The organism is Nocardia sp. NPDC057455, from assembly GCF_042802775.1.
GTDB lineage: Bacteria > Actinomycetota > Actinomycetes > Mycobacteriales > Mycobacteriaceae > Nocardia.
Genome location: NZ_JBHVDM010000039.1, coordinates 40,973 through 61,498 on the forward strand (window position 1 = coordinate 40,973; position 20,526 = coordinate 61,498).

Below are 20,526 nucleotides of genomic sequence, written 5' to 3' on the forward strand. Positions count from 1 at the left end.
GGATCGGACAGGGTCGGTTGGAGGAAGGATCAGTGGGTGCCGAGCAGCTGTGCGAAAGGTACCGGGTCGTCGTACGGATCGGCGGCGCGCTCGCGCGGTGTGGCGGCCGGCATCGCGGCGAATTCCGTTGCCGCGCGGTCGATCCTGCCGCTCAATCCGTTTGCCGCCGCGGACGCCCAGTCCTCGGAGGCGGCGTAGACGGCGGTGGGCGCGACCACCGCGCGCAGGTAGCTGAACATCGGCCGCAGTGCGTGCTCCAACGCCAGCGAATGACGCGCCGAGCCGCCGGTCGCGCCCAGCAGCACCGGCATCCCGGCCAGCGAATCCGGTTCCAGGACGTCGAAGAACGTCTTGAACAGTCCGCTGTAGGAGGCGTTGAAGATCGGCGTGACGGCGATCAAGCCGTCGGCGCCGGTCACGGTATCGATGGTCGCGCGCAGCCTGCTTGGCGCGAATCCGGTCAGCAGGTTATCGGCCAGATCGCGGGCGTGCTCGCGTACCTCGATTACGTCGAAGGTCACGTCCGCACCGGACGCGGTCGCCGCCGCGCCGGTGGCGGCGGCGAGCCGATCGGCGAGCAGCCGGGTCGACGAGGGCTGCGACAGGCCCGCGGAGACGACGGCGATGCGGGTCATCGTGTCGCCTCCAGTGCGGCGTCGCGGGCGGCGACCAGGCTCGCGTGCGTCGGCGCGTCCGGCACGTGCGCCGGGCGCAGGGCCGCGAATTCCTTGCGCAGCACCGGGACCACTTCTTCGCCGAGCAGGTCGAGTTGCTCCAGCACGGTCTGCAGCGGAAGGCCCGCGTGATCCATCAAGAACAGCTGGCGCTGGTAGTCGCCGAACGTCTCGCGGAAGGTGAGCGTCTTGTCGATGACCTCCTGCGGGCTGCCCACGGTGAGCGGGGTCTGCTCGGTGAACTCTTCCAGCGACGGGCCGTGCCCGTAGACCGGCGCGTTGTCGAAGTAGGGCCGGAACTCGCGCACCGCGTCCTGGGAATTCTTGCGCATGAACACCTGTCCGCCCAGGCCGACGATCGCCTGGTCGGCGGAGCCGTGGCCGTAGTGCTCGTAGCGCTGCCGGTACAGCGCGATCAGCCGCTGGAAGTGCTCCTTCGGCCAGAAGATGTTGTTGGCGAAGAATCCGTCGCCGTAGTAGGCCGCCTGCTCGGCGATCTCGGGGCTGCGGATCGAGCCGTGCCAGACGAACGGCGGTACGTCGTCGAGCGGGCGCGGCGTCGAGGTGAACGACTGTAGCGGCGTGCGGAACTTGCCCTCCCAGTCGACCACGTCTTCGCGCCAGAGCCGGTGCAGCAGGTGGTAGTTCTCGATCGCCAGCGGGATGCCGTCGCGGATGTCCTTGCCGAACCAGGGGTAGACCGGCCCGGTGTTGCCGCGACCGAGCATCAGGTCCACCCGCCCTGCGGCCAGGTGCTGCAACATGGCGAAGTCCTCGGCGATCTTCACCGGGTCGTTCGTGGTGATCAGCGTCGTCGCGGTGGAGAGCTGGAGCCGCTCGGTCCGCGCCGCGATGTAGCCGAGCATGGTGGTCGGCGACGACGGCACGAACGGCCGGTTGTGGTGCTCGCCGGTGGCGAACACGTCCAGTCCGACCTCTTCGGCCTTGCGCGCGATCGTCACCATGGCCGTGATGCGCTCGTGTTCACTCGGCGTCCGGCCGGTCGTGGGATCGGTCGTCACATCACCGACCGTGAAAATTCCGAACTGCACGACGCCTCCTTCGTTCTCAGTCTTACCCAATTTGGTGGATATGGCAACCAAAGGAACGGGGCGGGGTGCGTTGGTATTCCCGTCCTGGTCGTGTGGCGTCGGTTACGGCAGGTATTCCGCCAGCCAGGTGCGGGTGAGTTCGCGGGTGACCTGCGCGCCCGCATCGAGTTCGGTGGTGCCGAAAGCGTGGTCGAGGAACGGGAGCTCGACATAGCGGTGCGGGACGTGCGCGGTCTCGAGTGCGGTGGCGTAGGCGGCGGTGTGTTCGGCGAGCACGAGGTGATCGTTGGCGCCCTGGATCAGCAGCGTGGGCGGGGAGTCGCCGGTGATATGCGCGGCGGAGCCGGTCGCGGTGTAGCGGTCGGGGTACTGCTCGGGCGATCCGCCGAGGTACTGCCGGGCCGCGTCGACGCCCAGCGCTGTCTCGGTGCCCGAAGCGGCGAGGTCGACCACCGGGTACAGCGCCACCGCCGCGCGCACCTTCGGCAGATCGGCGGCGCTGCCGCAGCTGGGGCGCAGGGTGCCCGCGTTGATCTTGTTCGCGACGTTGACGGCCAGATTGCCGCCCGCCGATTCGCCGAACGCGGCGACCCGTCGCATGTCCCAGTTGTACCGCTGCGCGTTCGCCGCAGCCCAGGTCAGCGCGCAGGCGACGTCGGCGTCCCCGGTATCCCAGCGGTGATCGCTCTCGTCGGACAGGCGGTAGTCCACGTCGAGGACGGCGTATCCGTTGTCGGCCAGCCAGTTGGTGTAGGCGTCGGTGCCACGGCTGCCCGTGACGAATGCCCCGCCGTGGATGCTCACCACCAGCGGGGCAGGTCGCGGCCCCGCAGCGGGCAGGTACAGGTCCGCCTGGATCGGCTGTCCGTCGACGGTCGCGTAGGTGACGGTCTCGTCGGGCGCGTCGCCGACGGTGCGCAACGGCACGGCCGGGGCGAACGGAATCCAGACGCCCGCCGCGTCGCGCGCCGCGAAGACCAGCGTCGCGCTGGTCACCACGGACAGTGCCAAGCCGACGGCGGCCACGCCGGTCACCGTGCCCGCGAGGCGCCGCCCGCGCCCGCCCGAGCGAAACACCGCCGTCGCGAGGGCCGTCGCGACCACCGCCAGCACCACGTTCCACGAGCCCAGTGCGTCCCGGACCGCGCCGAGCAAGAGCACGGCCGACTGCACGACCGCGTTGCGCAGCAACGGCATCACCCAGGAAACCGGCAGTACCGCGAGCAGTTGAGCGAGCGCGAGATACCCGGCGAGTGCTCCGGCGAGCGTGAGCAGACCGATGCGGACCAGGCGACGCGGGGTCGCGGACTTTCCGGGCACGGTCACGTCCGCTCCTCGCTCGTCGGTCATTCCAGATCTCCGGTTCCGGGTCGGGGCTTGCCGGCTCCAACATAGGTCGGTCTTCGTGGCGGCCGGTTTCCGGTGGTGGCAGGCCGGGGCGGATTCGGGTAGCCGACTACGCGCGACTTCCGTTGCCTCGTCCGCAGAATCGGTCCCCACGAGGTTTCGGCCATCGAGTTTCGAAGGGATATGCATGGCTGGTTATCAGGATTGGTTGGCGCCTGCTCCGAATCCGGAGCCGCCTTTGGACAGTCGCCGCCGCGGCGAGGCGGAGCGGATGGTGCGTGATCCGGCATCCGCTCGTGCGCTACCGTGCCGGCCGCGGCCGCATGCGGCCGCGAGTCGCTCGAGTGCCGGGATACGCAGCGCGGTGCGTCGGAGCCATGCGTCCACGCCGCCGTCCGAGGACGAGACGCGGTCGGCGGCACGCCGGTTCGCCGAGTCGGCGGTGCGGGTCGTCCTCGAGGTGCTCGACCGCAGGCGACCCGTGCCGCAATTGGCCGTGGTCGCCGACGCTACGGTTGTCGCCGCGGTGCGCACGTTGATCGGCGCCGGTCTCGTGCCGGGACGCGACCTCGGCGTCGCGGTGCCGACGCGGGTGAGCGTGGTCTTGGTAGACGCCAAGACCGCCGAGGTGTTCGCCGCGTACGCCAGGAGCGGTCGGCATTTCGCCTTGGCGGCACGTGTCGTTCGCACCCGTTCGGCGGGCTGGCGGCTGACGGCGCTGCGCATCCGATGAGCGGTCGGCGTCAGGGGGCTCGCGACCTCGGTCGTGGTGGAAGTGCCGCCGCCTCGCGGACCGTTCACCGTCCTGCCGGGGACCATCACGATTCTGCTGCTGCCATCCGGCCGCGGGTCCGGCGCAGGGCGAGATGCCGGTGGGCGACCGCGACTCCGAAGGCTTCAGCCGCCGGTGACCGCGGCGCGCGGGTCGGCGCCGAGCGAGCGGTCGACTCCGGCGCAGCGCTGCCCGTGGTTGCGTTTTGCGATGCAGGCCGGGCCGGATTCACGATCACTCGGGGCATCGGCGGAGGCCGGATGTGGCGGCGGGGCCGCACCGACGGTGGCAACGGCGCTCAGCCGAGCTGAATGGATCGGCGTGCCATGCCGAACCAGTAGCCGTCGATGACGGTGCGCAGCGTGCCGAAGTCCTCCTCGCCCGCGCCGAGTGCGACAAACAGCGGTGCGAAGTGATCGGCGCGGGGGTGGGCCAGGCGAGCCGCGGGCGCTGCGTGCTCGAAGTCGAGCAGTGCGTCCAGGTCGCGGGCGGCCAGCGCCTCGCGGCCCCACGCGTCGAATTCCGCCGTGAAGGAGTGCACGTGCTCGTCGTCGGCGGTCATCGCGCGCAAGTTGTGGGTGAAGAATCCGCTGCCGATGATCAGCACGCCTTCGTCGCGCAGCGGCGCCAGCTTCTGGCCGATGCCGAGCAAGTCCTGCGGGTCCAGCGTCGGCATGGACAGCTGCAACACCGGGACGCCCGCGTCCGGATACATCTCCCGCAACGGCACGTAGGCGCCGTGATCGAGCCCGCGATCCGGGACGTCCGCCACGGCGGCACCGGGTCCGCGCAACAGGTTCCGCACTTTGCCGGCCAACTCGGGCGCGCCCGGCGCGGCATAACGCACCTGGTAGTACCGCTCGGGAAAGCCCCAGAAGTCGTAGACCAGCGGCACCGTCTCGGTAGCGCCGAGCGCGATCGGCGCGGCCTCCCAGTGCGCGGAGATGATCAGGACTGCGCGCGGGCGCGGCAACGCGCGCGACCACGCCGCCAGTTCGGCGGGCCAGTACTCGTGATCGGCCAGCGGCGGAGCACCATGCGAGAGATACAGCACCGGCATTCGATCGGCCACGGTCATAGCGCTCCTTGCGGCTGGATCGCCGGCGTCCGGTGGTCGGACGCGGACGCCGCGTTCGGCGGCAGCCTGCCAGTAGTTCAAATTCGAATCAACTCTAGCATTGTTATTCAAATTTGAACAATGGGGTTAGGGTGGAGCCGTGGAGACCACGTGGCTGAACTCCCGCGAGATGGCGGTGTGGCAGAGCTTCCTGGCGGCCGGTGCGCTGGTGGGTCGCGAGGTGGAACGGCAGCTCAAGCGGGAAGGATTGTCCCACACCCAGTACGAGGTGCTCGTGCGGCTCGCGGACGCGCCGGAGGGCCGCCTGCGGATGACCGAACTCGCCGACGCGCTCTACACCTCCAAAAGCGGTCTGACCTACCAGGTGACGCAGTTGGAGAAGGCCGGGCTGCTGGTACGCGAGGCCTGCCCGACCGACGTGCGCGGTGTCATCGCCGTGCTCACCGAGGCGGGCCGGGACAGGCTGGCCGAGGTGGCGCCGGGCCATGTCGCGACCGTCCGCCGCGTCCTCGTCGACGTGCTCACCGACGCCCAGCAAGGCGCGCTCGCGGAGAGCCTGGACGAAGTCGCGCGGCGGCTCGCTCCCTGACTCAGGCCAGCGACGCCAGCCAGTCGTGCATCCACGACAGCGCGGTCACTCCGCCCCCGACGGGATAGCTGCCGTAGGCGGTGTGCGCTTCGGAGCGGTAGAACTCGTCCAGCAGCCGAGCCCGTTCCTGGTTGGCCGACTCCGAGAGTTGGCTCTGCAGCAAGGGGATTCCGCCGTTGGACATCAGGTCGCCGACGATGGCGCCCATCTCGAGCTGGTAGCGCCAGAGGTTGGCCGGATCGGGATGGGAAGTCTGGGCCAAGAAGCCCGCGAAGCGGGTCACGAAATCGTCCGAAGCCGTGGTGCAGTACAGATCGCCGATCGCGCAGATGGTGCGGGTCTGCGGTGTGACGAGACCGAACCCGCCGATGCGGGGGCCGCCCGCGCCCGCGCCGCCGACCGGTGGACCGACCAGCGCGTCGGTGGGAGAGCGGCGCGGGTCGGAAATGAGCCCGACCGCGGCGATCCGGTGCGGCGGTACGACGCTGAGCCCGGTGCCGATCTCGGCGGCGAGATCACCGGCGGCGTCCGCGCCCTGGCTGTAGCCGAGCAGCGCGATCCTGGTCGCGCCGCACGCCCGGCCCATCGCCGCGATCATGCCACGCGCGTTGTCGACGGCCTCGCGTTTGGAGGCGCCGTATACCTCGCTCTCCCAAGGGAACGCGGTCGCGGCGTAGCTCACGTAGTCCACTCGCGTCGAGGGCGGCAGGCCGCGGGTGACCCCGGCCAGCATTCCGGGCCCTGGGCGCTCGCCGTCCGCGGTGGTCTCCCATGTTCCCGGGATCGCCACTACGTACAGGCTGGGGCAATCCGGTGCCGCGACGGCGGGTCCGCTGCCCGGTCCCACACACGACAGCGCCATCATCGCGAAACCGATGGCCGCCGAGATCAACTTCGATCGCATGGCGTTTGCTCCTGGTAGTACAGGCGCCGCAGGCGCTCCCCGGCAGGAATCGGCCTCCGCCGGCGCCGTGCGGTGGTCGAACCCGGCCCCGTCGAAGGCTGCATTGAGACTCGATGGTCTCAAAGTGCAGCCAGGATAGCGAGAGTGTGGGAGAGTGCACAATCGCAGGCGGAAGTGACGCGTATCACAGCCGATTCGGCCACGTCGACGCCCGTGGATTGCTAGGAGCTTTGCGCGAGAAGAACTGTCATGGCCTCCGCCCATCGATCGATGGTTGCCGTGGCGGCGCGCTCGGAGGTGCGCAGCGGCCGGGACATCGCGGTGCCGCGCAGTATCGCGATCGTGAGGTCGCGGACGGCCGGATAGCGCGGATGGGCGACCATGTCCGGGCCGAACAGCGCGTCGACCACGCGCCGCAAGTCGCGACCGGCTTGTCGTTCGGCCGCGCGCAACGCCTCGGCAAGCGCCGGGTCGGTCCGCGCGGCCGCCCACAGTTCGAACTCGGCTTGCGCCGCCGGGCGTGCCATCGACTCGTACAGGGCGGTCAATGCCCGCCGCAGCGGATCGGTCCCCGGCCCCGACCGGGCCGCGACCTCTCGCACGGCCGACTCATTGCGCGCCACCAAATGCCCGACCAGTTCACCGATCAACGCGCCCAGGGTCGGGAAGTGATGCAGCAGCGCCCCGCGGCTGACGCCCGCGGCCCGCTGCACGGACAAGGTGGACAGCGCCCGGTAGCCCTGCTCGGCCAGCAAGTCGGCAGCCGCGTCGAGAATGCGGACGCGGGTCGCTCGCTTCTGTTCCTCGCGTAGTCCGGCCATGTCCGCTCCTCCTGTCGCCGCGACATTTTCACAGTCAAGGTTGACTGTCAACTGGGGGTGCGCCAGACTGCGGAGACCGGTTCGCGCCAGCGTCGAAGGGAAAGCGATGACCGACAGTGACATCCAGGCCGACAGCGGGGCGGGGGCGTGGTATCGCAATTGGACCGAGACCCCGGACGCTCCGTGGGCCGGACGCCCCGACCCGGACGACGCCCGCGAGTACCGCACGCTGACCTACGAGCGGGACGGCCGCATCGCCCGCATCACCTTCGACCGGCCGGAGAAGGGCAACGCGATCACACCCGACACCCCGCACGATCTGGCGCACGCGGTCGAACGCGCGGATCTGGACCCGAGGGTGCACGTGATCCTGTTGTCCGGGCGCGGCAAGGGATTCTGCGGTGGCTACGACCTGAGCATGTTCGCCGAGCAGGGTTTCGCGGTGGCGAGCGGGCCCGATGAGGTGGCGGGGACGGTCGTCGATCCGGTGGTGCAGGGCCGCAATCACGATCCGGCGCGGACCTGGGATCCGATGATCGACTACGCGATGATGAGCCGGTTCAACCGCGGTTTCGCGAGCCTGATGCAGGCGAACAAGCCGACGGTGGCCAAACTGCACGGCTTCGCCGTGGCGGGCGGCAGCGACATCGCCCTGTTCGCCGACCAGATCATCTGCGCCGACGATACGAAGATCGGCTATCCGCCCACCCGGGTCTGGGGGGTGCCCGCGGCGGGCATGTGGGCGCATCGCCTCGGTGACCAGCGCGCCAAGCGCCTGCTGTTCACCGGCGACTGCCTCACCGGGAAGCGGGCGGTGGAATGGGGCCTGGCGATCGAATCCTGGCCCGCCGACGAACTCGACGCGCGCACCGAGGAATTCGTCGCCCGGATCGCGCGCATGCCGGTCAACCAGCTGATGATGGCCAAACTGGCGCTCAACTCGGCGCTGTACGCGCAGGGGGTGGCCAACTCCGGCATGATCAGCACCGTCTTCGACGGCATCTCCCGGCACACCAGCGAGGGTTACGCCTTTCAGGCACGTGCCGCCACAGCGGGTTTCCGCGAGGCGGTCCGGGAACGCGACGAGCCGTTCGGCGATCACAAGTGGCCCCGGGCGCGGGAGTGAACCACTGTCGAGCCGTGCGGGAATCCGGCCAGCGGCCGACGCATCGGGTCCGCGCAGGAGCGAAACCGGCATCGAATCCAGATCGCGGATCGAGTGCGAGCTGCGACGCCCCTCGATCCGCGCGAGCGGGAAACGGCAAGGGGCGGTGGCCGCATCGCCACCGCCCCTTTCGCATGCTCCGCCGGATCGTCAGCGGGCGGGCGGAACGTTTCCGGTCGCCGCGTCCTCGTTGTCGTAGCCGAGCCGCACATCGTGCGCGACTTCGCCGCCGCTCACCGTGACCTGGCTGGTCACCGGCGGATAGCCGCGCGCAACGACCGTGTAGTCGCCTTCGGCGAGATCCGTGACGATATAACGGCCGTTCTCGTCGGTACGCGTCGTCGCGGTCAGCACGCCCGCCGCGTCGAGCACGCTGATCTGCACGTCCGAGACCGCCCGTTCGCGGTCGGACCATGCCGCGCCTGCCAGCACCGCCATCGGCGTGAGATCGATGTCGTGGTGCAGCAGCCCACTGTCCGGCACGGTCAGCGCGGTCGCGCTGGGACGCATGTGTTCGGCGACCGCGACCAGCGTGTACGTGCCGGGTACCACGCCATGGCACAGGTAAGCGCCGTCGGCCGCCGCGGTCGCCGATCCGACCACCTCGCCGTCCAGGTCGGTCAGCGTGATGGTCGCGCCGGGCAGCGGCTCGTGGTGCGTGCCGGACCGGACCACTCCGGACAGCTCGCCGGAGCCGAGCAGAGTGACGTCGAGTTGTTGCGGACGGTCACCGACGGTGACGTTCACCGCGGCGGGTTGATGCCCTGGGGCCGACACGATCAGCACGTAACTGCCCGTGTCGGGCGCGCCGAGGAGGTAACTGCCGTCGGCGCCGCCGCCCGTGCGCGCGGCCTGCCGCCCGTGCTGGTCGATCAAGGTGAGCGCGGCGGCGGGCACCGGGCGGCCGTCCTCGCGATGGACGTAGCCGCCGACTGAACGGCCTTCGTACTCCGCGCCGTCGAAGCTCGCCCGCGGTTCGCGCCGGTATGCGCCGTTGCCGGCGAGATCGCCCGCGGCGTAGCCGCCCGCGGCCGCGGCGAGCACCGGTTCCGGCTCCGACAGCGCCTGCGCGGCGCCCTCCCAGACCTGATCCGCGTCCCAGTGCGACTCGGCGGCGTCCGCCTCCTCGATCGGCGTCTGCGCGGTGGGCGCCGGAGAGTCTTGCAGCGGAATCTCTTTCATGAACATCAGCACCACGCAGGCCAGCAGCGCGACCCCGGCCGCGGCGTAGAACACGCCGTGCATGGAGTCGGTGAAGCCGGTGAGGATCGGCACCTTCAGCGCGTCGGGCAGCGCCGCGATGCCGCTGGTGTTGGACTGCATGCCGCTGAGCTGCTCGGCGCCGAACCCGGGCGGCAGCGCGCCGCCGAACGCGTCGATGATCCGGTTCGGCAGCAGGTTGAACAGGATGGTCAGGAACACCGCGACGCCGAGCGTGCCGCCCATCTGCCGGAAGAATGTGGCCGACGCGGTGGAAACACCCATGTCCGAACGCGGTCCGGCGTTCTGCGCGGCGATGATCAGCGTCTGCATGCAGCAGCCGAGCCCGAGCCCGATCACCGCGCCGATCGCCAGCGGCTGCCACAGCGGGCTGTCGTACTGCACCTGCGCGTACAGGGCCGCGCCGACCGCGACGATGAACGTGCCCGCCACCGGCAGGATCTTGTAGCGCCCCGTCTGCTTGGTGATCCGCCCCGCCACCTGCGAGCCGACGGTGATGCCGAGCACCAGCGGCAGCATGAGCAGGCCTGCCTTGGTCGGCGAGTAGCCGCGCACGACCTGGAAGTACTGCGGAACCATGGTGATCGCGCCGAACATCGCCACACCGACGATGAACCCACCGGCGATGGTGACGCTGAAGGTCGAGTTCTCGAACAGCCGCAAGGGGATCAGCGCCGAGTCCTTCATCAGGAACTCCACCAGGACGAACAGCGCCAGCCCTGCCGCCCCGATGCCGTAGCAGAGCAGCGACTTCTCCGACGACCATCCCCAGTGACGCCCCTGTTCGGCGACGACCAGCAGCGGCACCACGCCGATGGTCAGCGTCAGCGCGCCCAACCAGTCGATCCGGTGGTGCTGGCGCTGGTGCGGCACGTTGAGCACCTTGGCCACCACCAGCAGGGCGAGCAGGCCGACCGGGACGTTCACCAGGAACACCCACCGCCATCCTTCGATGCCGCCGAGTTCTTCGTAGTCGGAGAAGAAGCCGCCGAGCACCGGGCCGAGCACCGTCGCAGTGCCGAAGACCATCATGAAATAACCCTGGTAGCGCACCCTTTCCCGCACCGGGACGATATCGCCGATGATGGTGAAAGCCAGTGACATCAGTCCACCCGCGCCCAGGCCCTGGAACGCGCGGAACGCGGCGAGTTGGTACATCGAGCCGGCGAAGGTGCACGCCACCGAGCCGATGACGAACAGGCCGATCGCCGTGAGATAGAACGGTTTACGGCCGTAGATGTCGGCCAATTTGCCGTACAGCGGCGTGGTGATCGTCGCGGTGATCAGGTAAGCGGTGGTCGCCCACGCCTGCTGATCGAAACCGTGCAGGTCGTTGGCGATCTTGACGATCGCGACGCTGACGATGTTCTGGTCGAGAGCGGCCAGGAACATGCCGAGCAGCAGGCCGGACAGGATGGTCAGGATCTGCCGGTGCGACAGTGACGTGTCCGCGCCTGCGTCCAGGTTCCGCGGAGCCCGGGTGGTGGATTTCGTCATTTATGAGCCCTATTTCGGATCGGCTTGGTGTCGGGGAGTGGTCTCTATTCCTGCGGTGAGCCGGTCGAGCAGTGCGGTCAAGGTGTCGCGGTCCGGTGCGGGCCAGTCGGCCAGGATGTCGGCCAGCCACCGGTTGCGCAGCGCGCGGTTCTCCTCGAAGACGCGCACGCCTTCGGTGGTAGCCGCCAGCACGCACGCGCGGCCGTCGACCGGGTCGGCTCGGCGCTCCACCAGACCGTGCGCCACGAGCGATCTGCTCTGTCTGCTGATGGTGGATGCTTCGGCGTGCAGCAATTCGGCGAGCCTGCCCGCGCGCTGTGGTCCCTCGTGCACCAGGCAGAAGAGCACGGAGTAGGCGAGTCGTTCCAACCCATCCGGACCGGGCCGCGCGGGCAGCCACTTCGCCCGGTTGACCGCGCGCATGAACCGGACCAGTCGCTGACCGAGTTCGTCGGCGGCCGCGAGTTCGTCCGGCGTGACCCGGCGCTCGCGAGCGGTTGCGGACATGACACCACCTCGATGTTCCCCACCAGCAGATTTGATTAGCCACCACAACTAGTTGCTTTAGGCAACTATACATCTGGGTTGCCAGAGGTCTGCGCGGTGGGTCGCGCGCCGGCGGCGTTGCTACCGTCGATGGCGTGTCCGAGTCGCTTGTTCGCTTCCGCGCCGCCCTGCCGTCCGATTGCCGATGGGAGCCGGTCGACGGCGGGGAGTCCGGCGCCCAGGTGTTCCGGTCCGCCGATGGTTCCCGCTACGCCAAGTGCGTCGAACCGGGCGAGGCCGCCGCCCTCGCGCTGGAGCGGGACAAGCTCACCTGGCTCGACGGCCACGATATACCCGGCCCGCCGGTGCTGGACTGGCGGACCGATGACGGGGGCGCCTGCTTGGTCACCGGCGCCGTGCCCGGTGTGCCCGCGAACGCCGTTTCTCCGCAGAACCTCGCGCTCGCCTGGGATTCCATCGCGGACGCGGTGCGTCGCCTGCACGAAGTGCCCACCGAGGAGTGCCCGTTCGACCGCGGCCTGGCCCGCATGTTCGCGATCGCCCAGGACGTGGTGGTCCGGGGTGCGGTGCACCCCGAATTCCTGCCGGAGGAGCAGCAGGACACTCCGCCTACGGTCCTGCTCACCAGGCTGGCCACCCAGTTGGAGCCGAGGATGACGCAGGAGTCCGCCGAAGCGGTGGTCTGCCACGGGGATCTGTGCCTGCCGAACATCATCCTCGATCCGGAAACGCACACGGTCGCCGGATTCGTCGACCTCGGGCGTCTCGGCATCGCCGATCCGTACGCCGATATCGCTCTGCTACTGGCCAACGCCAGGGAGTCATGGCAGGACGAGCAGCGCGCCGGAAACGCCGACCGTGCCTTCGCCGATCGCTACGGCATCGATCTGGATGCCGAACGGCAGCGGTTCTTCCTCCACCTGGATCCGCTCACCTGGGGATGACCGCGGTCACGCCACGGGTTTGATCAGCACGGCGGTGCCGTAGGCCGCTACCTCGCTCATGGTGCCCGCGATCTCGTTGCAGTCGAAGCGCATCGCGATGACCGCGTTCGCGCCGAACGACATCGCGTGCTGGCACATCCGCATGATCGCCTCGTGCCGGGACTGGTAGAGCAGTTGGGTGTACTCGGGGATCTCGCCGCCGCCCAGCGAACGGAAACCGGCGCTGAAGTTCGAGCCGAAGCTGCGGCTGCGCACGGTGAGTCCGGCGACCTCGCCGAACACCCGGATGACCTCCTGGCCGGGCACGTCGTTCATGGTGGAGACCAGGATCGGGAACTGCGGTCCGGGCGGCGGGGGCGGTGGATACGGCTGGGGTGGCTGCTGGTGCGCGGGATATTGCGGGTACGGCTGCGGCGGCTGGCTCATGTGCGGGATGCTACGGGCGGCGGCGAATCCCGCCGGGCCGAGGTGTGCGCGCCGGTCCGGAACCGCACCGACCGCCCGGTCCTGATCAGCCGGTAAATCGCGCTTCCGGGACCGCCACGCCGGAATTCGGGCTTTTCTGTTGAGCATTCGACCGACAGAATCTGGAGATATATGCAATGTTGTTATTGCGCAACGGCATTGAGAGGGAACCCACGGTGGCCGAGTAGGCACCGGTAAAAGGGGGTGCGGCGAGATCATGTCGTCGAACACGTCCGAGCCCGGCGGCCGACGCGCCCGCCCAGGCCGGATCCGGACCGGACGCGTCCCCACGTGGCCGGGGATGATCTCCGGCCAGGAGCCGCCGCCCCGCAGGGACCGGCATCGGGCGTCGCGCGATCGGCGCCGCGCTCGTCGCGGCCCACGCCGCGCTTGGCTGGTCGGCGGTGTCGGGCTGGCAGGCTCGCTCGCCGCCGCCGCGCTGGTCTTGGTCTACACCGACGCGGCCTCCGCGCCACGGCAATCGGCCACGGTTGCGGACCCGGTGCTGGGTGGCGGCCCCGGCTGTGAGCCGACTCGCGGCGGACAGTTGGTGCGCGGCAACGGCACCGGCTCGTTCGCATCCGGACCGGACGTGATCCTGGCATTCCAGCACGCCTATTACGTGACCCGTTCGGGAGCGGTCGCACGATCGCTGACAGTGCCGGACGCCGCGGTGCCGCCGGTCGCCGTGATCGACGCGGGCATCGCCTCCGTGCCCACCGGAACACAGCACTGCGTCATGATCACCCCCATGCTCGACGGTCGCTACGACGTGGTCATCACCGAGCTGCGCCCCGATTCCGCCAATCGCACCTATCGCCAATTCGTCACCGTGGCGACTACCGACGGCAAAGCCGCCATCATCAAAATCGCCGCGCCGAACTGAGTTCCGCCGATCTCCCGTTGCGGCGCTCGCGCGTGGAGAGTTTCGCTACGATGCCACTGCCGGGGTGGTCGATCGGCGCGAAATGCTTTGCATCTGCGGTCGATTCCAGGGGAGGTCGTCGGTGGTGTTCGCCCGGTGGTGTGTTCTTGCTGGAACGGCTTTTTCGATGCTGCTGGCGCTGTCGGTCGCGCCGTCGGCGGCGGAACCGGAACTTCCGGTGGTGGCGGAGCTTGTACCGCCGGAGCAGGACCCCTTCTATGGGCCGTCTGCCGAGCTGGTCGCGTCGAAGCGGCCCGGCGAGATCCTCGCCGCGCGACCGGTCATCATCGCGAACCAGCTCGGCGGGGCGCTGGACGCCGAGTCGTGGCAGGTATCCTACCGGTCCGGCAACAGCGCCGACCAGCCCATCGCCGCCGTCGCGACGTTGCTGAAACCCGCTGCGGGGAACGGCAAATTGGTGTCCCTGCACGCCGCCGAGGATTCCACCGGACTGTTCTGCGCACCGTCCTACACGGCGCGCCGGTCGGCGCAGGCCGGTTTGCTGGACGGCCAGATCGACCCGTTGCGCAGCGCCCCGGCGTTGCTGGCGCAGGGATGGACCGTCGTCGTGCCGGACCATCAAGGTCCGAACTCGGCCTTCGCTTACGGCCCGCTGGCCGCGCGGATCGCCTTGGACGGCATCCGCGCCGCGGAGCGTTTCGGTCCGCTGCACCTGCCGGGAACGGACACCGAGGTGGCGATGTGGGGATACTCGGGAGGGTCGATCCCCACGCTGCACGGCGCGGAATTGCGCAGTGCGTATGCGCCGGAGGTGAATCTCGTCGGCGTGGTCTCCGGCGGTACCGATGTAGACCTCGAAATTCTGTCTCGCGAGGCGAACAAGGGCCCCGGCGCCGGTCTGGTCGCGGCCGCCATCATCGGTCTCGCGCGCGAGGAACCCGAACTGGACGCCTACCTGCGGGCGAACGCCACACCGCGAGGACAGCAGTTGCTGACGGCGAAGGACCGCAGTTGCGTGCTGCACCAAGCCGCGCTGGAACCCTTCCTCGACATCGACAGCCTGGTGCACGGCGGCATACTGCACACGCCGGTCCTACGCGCGGTCTTCGACCGCACCAGGATGGGCAGATCGGTCCCCGACACCCCGGTCTTCCTCTACCACGCGACCGCCGACTGGCTCGTTCCGATCGGCCCCGCCGACGCGTTGGCCTCCACCTACTGCCGTGATCCCGCCGCGCGAGTCACCTACGTCCGCGACCATACGAGCGAACACCTGACCCTCAACACACTCGCCGAGAACAGTGTGGTCGCTTGGCTGCGCGACCGGTTCGCCGGAGTGCCGGTGGACGATTGCACCGTCACCGATGTGGGTTCCATCGCGCTCGGGCGGTGACTCCGGCGGCGATGCCGTGGCTCAGCATCGCCGGACCAGCCTGCGGGTCTCGGTGACTACGGCCGGTCGAATGCGCCATTCGCCAGGCCGGCGGCGACATGTCCCACTGACCGGGCGGCGCGGTCGGTCTGCCGCTGGGCGTCCTGATCGCGGCTGTGTTCTGGCCGGAGCAGATTCCCAAAGGCCGGTCGGTCGAGGAGATTCGACGCCGTATCGAAGGACGAAGACGGCGGCCGGCGCAACAGGGCAGAGCGTCAGATCAGCCCGGCGACCTTCTGACAGCGCCAGTCCAGGTAGTTGATCAGCGTCCAGAAGTCCTTGAACGCCGGGTTCGTGGTCTGTCCGTGGTGGTAGCGGTAGTAGATCTGCTGGGCGATGACGGCCAGGCGGAAGAGTCCGAAGACCTCGTAGAACGGCCAGTTCTCGGCCGAGCGACCGGTGCGCGCGCAGTAGTGTTCGACGATCTGCGCGCGGGTCAGCATGCCCGGCAGGTGGCTCGGCTGACGGCGGGAAGCGCGCATGACCTCGTCGTCGTCCGCCTGCACCCAGTAGGCCAGCGCCCCGCCGAGATCCATCAGCGGATCGCCCAGCGTCGCCATCTCCCAATCGAGCACGCCGACGATCGCGCCCGAGCCCGCGGGGTCCAGCACCAGATTGTCGAGCCGGAAGTCGTTGTGGATGACGGTGGTGGCGACGTCAGCGGGCTGGTTGGCATCGAGCCAGGCCATCACCGTGACGAAATCGGTGACATTGTCGGTGCGGGCGTTCACGAAGCGGCGTGACCAGCCCGCGACCTGGCGGCCGACATAGCCCGCGCCCTTGCCGATTCCGGTGAGCTCGGCGGCGACCGGGTCAACTTCGTGCAACTCGATCAAACAGTCGAAAGCCGTGGTGGACAATCGCCGCGCTTGGTCGGGGGACAGGCTCGTGCCCGCCGGGAGATCGCCACGCAGGATGGTGCCCGCCACGCGCTCCATCACGTAGAACTCGCTGCCGATCACCCCCGGATCGGCGCATCGGGCCACCATCCGCGGCACGTAGCGGTAGTGCGGGCGCAACCGCTGCTGCACCAGGAACTCGCGGCCCATATCGTGCGCGGAAGCCGCCTTGGTGCCGCCCGGCGGGCGGCGCAGGATCAAGTCACGATCCGGGTAGCGCAGCAGATACGTCAGATTGGACGCGCCGCCGGAGAATTGGCGCACCTCGGGCGGCTCGCTCAGTCCGGGTACCTGCTCGGCGAGCCAGGAATGCATCGCGTCGACGTCGAAGGCGTCTTCCGCGCGGACGGCGGCGGCGTCTGGAGCGCTCACCGGTCCGTTCCGTATTTGCGCAGCTCCTGACGGGCGATCACACCCAGGTGCACCTCGTCGGGACCGTCGGCGAAGCGCAGCGAACGAATGCCGGCGAATGCGCGCGCCAGCGGGAAATCGTCGGAAAGCCCTGCGCCGCCGTGCAACTGGATCGCCATGTCCAGCACCTCTTGGGTCATCCTCGGCACGACCGCCTTGATCTGGGAGACTTCGCTGCGCGCGCCGACGAGGCCCTTGGTGTCCAGCAGCCAGGCGGTGTGCAGGACGAGTAGCCGCGCCTGGTCGATCGCGACGCGGGCGTTGGCGATCCGCTCCCGGTTCCCGCCGAGGTTGGCCAGCGGCTTGCCGAACGCCGTGCGCGACAGCGCGCGACGGCACCCCAGTTCGAGCGCGCGCTCGGCCAGGCCGATGGCGCGCATGCAGTGGTGGATGCGGCCGGGACCGAGGCGGCCCTGGGCGATCTCGAAACCGCGCCCGGGCCCGGCGATCACGGCGTCCAGCGGAAGGCGCACGTCGGTGAAGGTGACCTCGCCGTGGCCGAACGGTTCGTCCAGGTAACCGAAGGTGCTGAGCATCCGTTCGACCCGCACGCCGGGCGTGTCCAGCGGCACCAGCACCATGGAGTGCCGCTGATACGGGTGCGCCTCTGGATCGGTCAGGCCCATGAAGATGACGAACGCGCAGTTCGGATGGCCGATACCGGTGCTCCACCACTTACGGCCGTTGAGCACGATCTCCTCGCCGTCCACCACGGCGGTCGCGGCCATGTTGGTCGCGTCCGAGGAGGCGACCTCGGGTTCGGTCATGCAGAACGCCGAACGGATGGTGCCCTCCAGCAGCGGTCGCAGCCACTGCTCCCGCTGTGCGGCGCTGCCGTAGTGCAGCAGGACCTCGGCGTTACCGGTATCGGGCGCGTTGCAGTTGAACACCTCCGAAGCCCAGCCGGAAGCCCCCATCGCCTCGGCCATCGGCGCGTACTCGACGTTGCTCAGGCCCGCGCCGAGTTCCGGATCGGGCAGGAAGAGGTTCCACAGACCCGCCGCCCGCGCCTTCTGCTTCAGCTCTTCGACCACGGGCGGGACCGCCCAGGGCGATTCCCGCAGGGCGGCGGCGTGCTCTTCGTCGCGCGGCTCGATCTCGTCGCGCACGAACTGCCGCACCTGGTCGGTGAGGCGGACGGCTCGGTCGGAATGCGTGAAATCCATACCCATCCTCGAGGCTCGCTGAGCATTGCTCAACTTCTGGTCGAGTTCATTGGTAGCATATTGTTGAGCATTGCTCAATAGAGGAGGGTGGATGACCGAGGTTGCCGTGGAGGCGGGCGGCCGCCGCTCGGCGGACGACCGGCGCAGACAACTGATCGGCATCGGTCTGGGCATGCTGATCGATCGCCCCTGGCACCAGATCACCGTCGACGCGGTCGCGCAGCAGGCGGGCATCTCGCGCGGGCTGCTCTTCCACTATTTCCCGACCAAGCAGGACTACTACGCGCAGCTCGTGCGCGCCGCGTCGCAGCGCTTCCTGCGCGGCACCGGTCCCGACCCGGACGCCGCCGACCCGCTGGCGTCGATGATCGCCAACTTCGTGAGTTACATGCGCAGGCGCAGTGGACCGCTGGTGGGACTGCTCCATGCCGCCGGGCAGGACCCGGTGCTCGAGTCGATCATGGAGCGGATGCACGACGAGCTGACCGATCGGGTGTTCGCCGCGCTCGGCAGGCCCGCGCGCTCGACCGCCGAGCGCCTGGTGGTGCGATCGTGGTGGGCCATGGCCGAGGACCTCACGGTGCAGTGGCTGTCCCGCGACGACGTGGACCAGGATCAGCTGGACCGGCTGCTGTTCGGCACGTTGTCCCGAATGCTCGACTCGGTGGAGGCCGAACGCTGAGCGGTTCGCGCTCCTTGGTCGTGCATCGAAATGCTCGCGGCACGACGGTCGGTACGGCAAGCGGCCGGCCCGGTGCCGCCGAGGGGCGAATCTCGACAGCACCGGCGTATCCGAACGCGCTGCGGGAGCGCACGCGCTGCCGCGAAGGGAAAGCGCGCCCCTCCAGCATAGAGCGATCAATGGTCTGGTGCGCGGTGGCGAGGAAGTGCCTGCGACCCGCGGGAAATCACCTGATGCCGCGTGTGTCGTGCGCGGCGCGCCGAATTGTTGGGTGAGATGGCAAATGAACAGTTTCGCCAGTAGCGGTGGATCGACTATGAATGAAACGTGCCGTTGCCATACGTGATCACTTGTCTGCCATCGACTCTCCCGTGCGGGGAGCGCTGATGGTCATCGAACATCCCATCGAGGACGAGGTCACACAGCTGGCGAGGCGGGTCGAGAAGGCCCGCGGACGGCTCGCCTACCAGTTCGATCCGGCGCTCACCGAGGCGCTCTCGGAGGACGAACTGCATGCCGAACGTGAGCTCGCCGAACGGATTCGCACCCAGGAGCGCGGACAGCGCTGGAAAGAGGCGCAGGCTGCCGCCGCGGCATCCGACCGCGCAAGGCAGACCACCGAAGCGATCGAGAAGGCCGACATGCGAGACCTCCTGCTCGCCCGCAAGGCGATTGCCGCGCAACGACGCGAATCCAGCCCGCACGCGAAACTGGCCTCGCTCTACCGGCATCGGTCCTGGTCGCTGCGCGCGCTGGCCGGTGTCGTCGCGGCGGGCATGCTGTGGTCGGCGGTCAACGTCCAGCACAACATCGCACCGGGCGGCGCGACCGATCCGCTGTACTGGTTCAGCTACCTGCTCGAAGGCATGATCAGCGTCTGCCTGATCATCATCATGATCGGCACCAACAAGGTCGCCGAGTGGGGTGTGGTGGACAACCGCCGTCAGGTCGCGACGGCGGAGGTCGCGCTGCTGGCACTGACGGTCAGCCTCAACACCTATCCGTATCTGCGCGCGGGCGCCTGGTACGACGCTGCCGTACATGCCATCGCACCGGTGATGATCGGTGTCGCGCTGCTCATTCACGACGCCGCGAGCGCTCGTTACGGCCTCGCCATCGCCAGGGCCACCGACCAGGTCCGTGACCTGCCCGATCCGGCCGAGCAGATCCGGCTCACGCTGCCCCGCTACCGGACGCCGGTCGTGCCCGAGGCGCCGGTCGTCCCGTACCAGCACGTGACTCCGGAGCCGCAGCCCGTCGTGGTGGCGCCCCCGGTGGAGGTCGTCGAGCAGGAGGCGGCCGAGGTCATCGAAACCAACGGTGCGCAGGTGGAATTCGAAGAGCAGCCCGAGGTCGTGGTGCAGGCCGAGAAGAAGCGGCCGTCGGCCGAGACTCCGCGCAAGCCGGTGCTGCCCGTGTCTCTCGAAGATCTCGACGCGATGGAAGCCGTCGAGACGCGTCCTACGACGCCGGTGCAGGTGGAGGACACCGACGTCACGATCGCCGCCAACGGCCACGCGCCCTCGACCAACGGCAAGAAGCTCGTCGCGAGCGAGCCTGTTGCGTCCGCACCGGTTTCGGCGGCCGAGTCCGAGGCCCGGCCTGCCGCGCGGGTGCCCGTCGAAGAGCCCGCCGCGAAGGTGGTCGTGCGGCAGACGCCCGCGACCAAGCCGCAGATCACGGTCTCCGAGGCGGAGGTTCCGACGGCCGAACTCCCGGCGGTCACCCGGCGTCCGTCGGTCGAAGTGAAGACCGACGGTCCGGCGCCGGAGCCCAAGAACGGCAAGGACGCTCCCAAGCCCGACATCGCGCAGTCGCCGACGGCCCGCACGCCGGACATCTACGACACCGGTTCATTCCGCGTCGCCGACATCCTCGAGCAGGAACTCGCCGAACTGCAGGCCGAACGCCGCCGCGCTCGCACCAGCAGGCAGCGTTCCGCCTCGACAGCGGGCCGCGAGTCCTAGCGAGCCCCGACTACGACGACGATGCCCGCCCGCGCACTACGCGCCGC

19 protein-coding genes are annotated in these 20,526 nt (G+C 69.2%); 8 read left to right on the top strand and 11 right to left on the bottom strand.

Going from position 1 to position 20,526, the window contains the following annotated elements; translation table 11 throughout:
• Positions 1 to 29 precede the first annotated feature (29 nt).
• The 3 genes from ACFU5M_RS17795 to ACFU5M_RS17805 all read right to left on the bottom strand — a co-directional run bounded on the left by ACFU5M_RS17795 (position 30) and on the right by ACFU5M_RS17805 (position 3,052).
• Positions 30 to 635, bottom strand: coding sequence for an FMN reductase (locus ACFU5M_RS17795; RefSeq protein ID WP_379050170.1), 606 nt, complete (start codon positions 633 to 635; stop codon positions 30 to 32).
• A complete protein-coding gene (locus ACFU5M_RS17800; protein ID WP_379050172.1) occupies positions 632 to 1,726 on the bottom strand; it encodes an LLM class flavin-dependent oxidoreductase in 1,095 nt (364 codons plus the stop codon). Before ACFU5M_RS17800 ends, ACFU5M_RS17795 begins: the two co-directional genes overlap by 4 nt.
• Before the next feature lie 102 nt (positions 1,727 to 1,828).
• A complete protein-coding gene (locus ACFU5M_RS17805) occupies positions 1,829 to 3,052 on the bottom strand; it encodes an alpha/beta hydrolase (protein WP_379050174.1) in 1,224 nt (407 codons plus the stop codon).
• Between the two features lie 385 nt (positions 3,053 to 3,437).
• Between ACFU5M_RS17805 and ACFU5M_RS17810 the strand changes: the two genes are divergently transcribed.
• Positions 3,438 to 3,806 (top strand): Rv3235 family protein, encoded by a 369-nt coding sequence (locus ACFU5M_RS17810; RefSeq protein WP_379050176.1) that lies wholly within the window; start codon positions 3,438 to 3,440, stop codon positions 3,804 to 3,806.
• A gap of 337 nt (positions 3,807 to 4,143) precedes the next feature.
• On the opposite strand, the gene ACFU5M_RS17815 is transcribed toward ACFU5M_RS17810, so the two are convergent.
• Entirely contained in the window at positions 4,144 to 4,923 is a 780-nt protein-coding gene (locus ACFU5M_RS17815; protein ID WP_379050179.1) for a DODA-type extradiol aromatic ring-opening family dioxygenase, read from the bottom strand.
• Positions 4,924 to 5,062: 139 nt separating this feature from the next.
• Here ACFU5M_RS17815 and ACFU5M_RS17820 point away from each other — a divergent pair, with 139 nt between their 5' ends.
• Positions 5,063 to 5,512 (top strand): MarR family winged helix-turn-helix transcriptional regulator, encoded by a 450-nt coding sequence (locus ACFU5M_RS17820; protein WP_379050181.1) that lies wholly within the window; start codon positions 5,063 to 5,065, stop codon positions 5,510 to 5,512.
• 1 nt (position 5,513) lies between these two features.
• Here ACFU5M_RS17820 and ACFU5M_RS17825 read toward each other — a convergent pair whose 3' ends face one another.
• Together ACFU5M_RS17825 and ACFU5M_RS17830 are read right to left on the bottom strand one after the other, a co-directional pair.
• Entirely contained in the window at positions 5,514 to 6,416 is a 903-nt protein-coding gene (locus ACFU5M_RS17825; protein WP_379050183.1) for a cutinase family protein, read from the bottom strand.
• 221 nt (positions 6,417 to 6,637) lie between these two features.
• Positions 6,638 to 7,237: a TetR/AcrR family transcriptional regulator gene (locus ACFU5M_RS17830; RefSeq protein ID WP_379050185.1), complete on the bottom strand. Its 600-nt coding sequence runs from the start codon at positions 7,235 to 7,237 to the stop codon at positions 6,638 to 6,640.
• Positions 7,238 to 7,343: 106 nt separating this feature from the next.
• Between ACFU5M_RS17830 and ACFU5M_RS17835 the strand changes: the two genes are divergently transcribed.
• Positions 7,344 to 8,363 carry a crotonase/enoyl-CoA hydratase family protein gene (locus ACFU5M_RS17835; RefSeq protein ID WP_379050189.1) on the top strand — a complete coding sequence of 340 codons (1,020 nt, stop codon included), beginning with the start codon at positions 7,344 to 7,346 and terminating at the stop codon, positions 8,361 to 8,363.
• Positions 8,364 to 8,552: 189 nt separating this feature from the next.
• Here the strand turns inward: ACFU5M_RS17835 and ACFU5M_RS17840 are convergent, their stop codons facing one another.
• Together ACFU5M_RS17840 and ACFU5M_RS17845 are read right to left on the bottom strand one after the other, a co-directional pair.
• On the bottom strand, positions 8,553 to 11,120 hold the full coding sequence (locus ACFU5M_RS17840; protein WP_379050192.1) for an MFS transporter: 2,568 nt from the start codon (positions 11,118 to 11,120) through the stop codon (positions 8,553 to 8,555).
• A 9-nt stretch (positions 11,121 to 11,129) separates the two neighbouring features.
• Positions 11,130 to 11,627 (bottom strand): MarR family winged helix-turn-helix transcriptional regulator, encoded by a 498-nt coding sequence (locus tag ACFU5M_RS17845; protein WP_379050193.1) that lies wholly within the window; start codon positions 11,625 to 11,627, stop codon positions 11,130 to 11,132.
• A gap of 134 nt (positions 11,628 to 11,761) precedes the next feature.
• Here ACFU5M_RS17845 and ACFU5M_RS17850 point away from each other — a divergent pair, with 134 nt between their 5' ends.
• Complete coding sequence (locus ACFU5M_RS17850; RefSeq protein WP_379050196.1) at positions 11,762 to 12,571, top strand: APH(3'') family aminoglycoside O-phosphotransferase; 810 nt, start codon at positions 11,762 to 11,764, stop codon at positions 12,569 to 12,571.
• A gap of 6 nt (positions 12,572 to 12,577) precedes the next feature.
• Here ACFU5M_RS17850 and ACFU5M_RS17855 read toward each other — a convergent pair whose 3' ends face one another.
• Positions 12,578 to 12,901, bottom strand: coding sequence for a YbjQ family protein (locus tag ACFU5M_RS17855; RefSeq protein WP_379050216.1), 324 nt, complete (start codon positions 12,899 to 12,901; stop codon positions 12,578 to 12,580).
• Positions 12,902 to 13,253: 352 nt separating this feature from the next.
• On the opposite strand from ACFU5M_RS17855, the gene ACFU5M_RS17860 reads away from it, so the two are divergent.
• Together ACFU5M_RS17860 and ACFU5M_RS17865 are read left to right on the top strand one after the other, a co-directional pair.
• A complete protein-coding gene (locus tag ACFU5M_RS17860; RefSeq protein WP_379050198.1) occupies positions 13,254 to 13,922 on the top strand; it encodes a hypothetical protein in 669 nt (222 codons plus the stop codon).
• A gap of 166 nt (positions 13,923 to 14,088) precedes the next feature.
• Positions 14,089 to 15,315 carry a lipase family protein gene (locus tag ACFU5M_RS17865; protein WP_379050201.1) on the top strand — a complete coding sequence of 409 codons (1,227 nt, stop codon included), beginning with the start codon at positions 14,089 to 14,091 and terminating at the stop codon, positions 15,313 to 15,315.
• 254 nt (positions 15,316 to 15,569) lie between these two features.
• Here the strand turns inward: ACFU5M_RS17865 and ACFU5M_RS17870 are convergent, their stop codons facing one another.
• Entirely contained in the window at positions 15,570 to 16,625 is a 1,056-nt protein-coding gene (locus tag ACFU5M_RS17870; RefSeq protein ID WP_379050203.1) for a phosphotransferase family protein, read from the bottom strand.
• Positions 16,622 to 17,830 (bottom strand): acyl-CoA dehydrogenase family protein, encoded by a 1,209-nt coding sequence (locus tag ACFU5M_RS17875; RefSeq protein WP_379050205.1) that lies wholly within the window; start codon positions 17,828 to 17,830, stop codon positions 16,622 to 16,624. Before ACFU5M_RS17875 ends, ACFU5M_RS17870 begins: the two co-directional genes overlap by 4 nt.
• A 91-nt stretch (positions 17,831 to 17,921) precedes the next feature.
• On the opposite strand from ACFU5M_RS17875, the gene ACFU5M_RS17880 reads away from it, so the two are divergent.
• Both ACFU5M_RS17880 and ACFU5M_RS17885 read left to right on the top strand, forming a co-directional pair.
• Positions 17,922 to 18,512, top strand: coding sequence for a TetR/AcrR family transcriptional regulator (locus ACFU5M_RS17880; RefSeq protein WP_379050207.1), 591 nt, complete (start codon positions 17,922 to 17,924; stop codon positions 18,510 to 18,512).
• Between the two features lie 386 nt (positions 18,513 to 18,898).
• The gene (locus tag ACFU5M_RS17885) at positions 18,899 to 20,479 is read left to right on the top strand and encodes a hypothetical protein (protein ID WP_379050210.1); all 1,581 of its coding nucleotides are present in this window, start codon (positions 18,899 to 18,901) and stop codon (positions 20,477 to 20,479) included.
• Positions 20,480 to 20,526: the final 47 nt, after the last annotated feature.

What these genes read in the sequence shown, in the direction of transcription:
- ACFU5M_RS17815 (WP_379050179.1), bottom strand. Translation starts at nt 4,923, where the DNA reads ATGACCGTGGCCGATCGAATGCCGGTGCTGTATCTCTCGCATGGTGCT.
- ACFU5M_RS17830 (WP_379050185.1), bottom strand. Translation starts at nt 7,237, where the DNA reads ATGGCCGGACTACGCGAGGAACAGAAGCGAGCGACCCGCGTCCGCATT.
- ACFU5M_RS17825 (WP_379050183.1), bottom strand. Translation starts at nt 6,416, where the DNA reads ATGCGATCGAAGTTGATCTCGGCGGCCATCGGTTTCGCGATGATGGCG.
- ACFU5M_RS17840 (WP_379050192.1), bottom strand. Translation starts at nt 11,120, where the DNA reads ATGACGAAATCCACCACCCGGGCTCCGCGGAACCTGGACGCAGGCGCG.
- ACFU5M_RS17835 (WP_379050189.1), top strand. Translation starts at nt 7,344, where the DNA reads ATGACCGACAGTGACATCCAGGCCGACAGCGGGGCGGGGGCGTGGTAT.
- ACFU5M_RS17880 (WP_379050207.1), top strand. Translation starts at nt 17,922, where the DNA reads ATGACCGAGGTTGCCGTGGAGGCGGGCGGCCGCCGCTCGGCGGACGAC.
- ACFU5M_RS17860 (WP_379050198.1), top strand. Translation starts at nt 13,254, where the DNA reads ATGTCGTCGAACACGTCCGAGCCCGGCGGCCGACGCGCCCGCCCAGGC.
- ACFU5M_RS17795 (WP_379050170.1), bottom strand. Translation starts at nt 635, where the DNA reads ATGACCCGCATCGCCGTCGTCTCCGCGGGCCTGTCGCAGCCCTCGTCG.
- ACFU5M_RS17875 (WP_379050205.1), bottom strand. Translation starts at nt 17,830, where the DNA reads ATGGATTTCACGCATTCCGACCGAGCCGTCCGCCTCACCGACCAGGTG.
- ACFU5M_RS17845 (WP_379050193.1), bottom strand. Translation starts at nt 11,627, where the DNA reads ATGTCCGCAACCGCTCGCGAGCGCCGGGTCACGCCGGACGAACTCGCG.
- ACFU5M_RS17885 (WP_379050210.1), top strand. Translation starts at nt 18,899, where the DNA reads ATGGTCATCGAACATCCCATCGAGGACGAGGTCACACAGCTGGCGAGG.
- ACFU5M_RS17865 (WP_379050201.1), top strand. Translation starts at nt 14,089, where the DNA reads ATGCTGCTGGCGCTGTCGGTCGCGCCGTCGGCGGCGGAACCGGAACTT.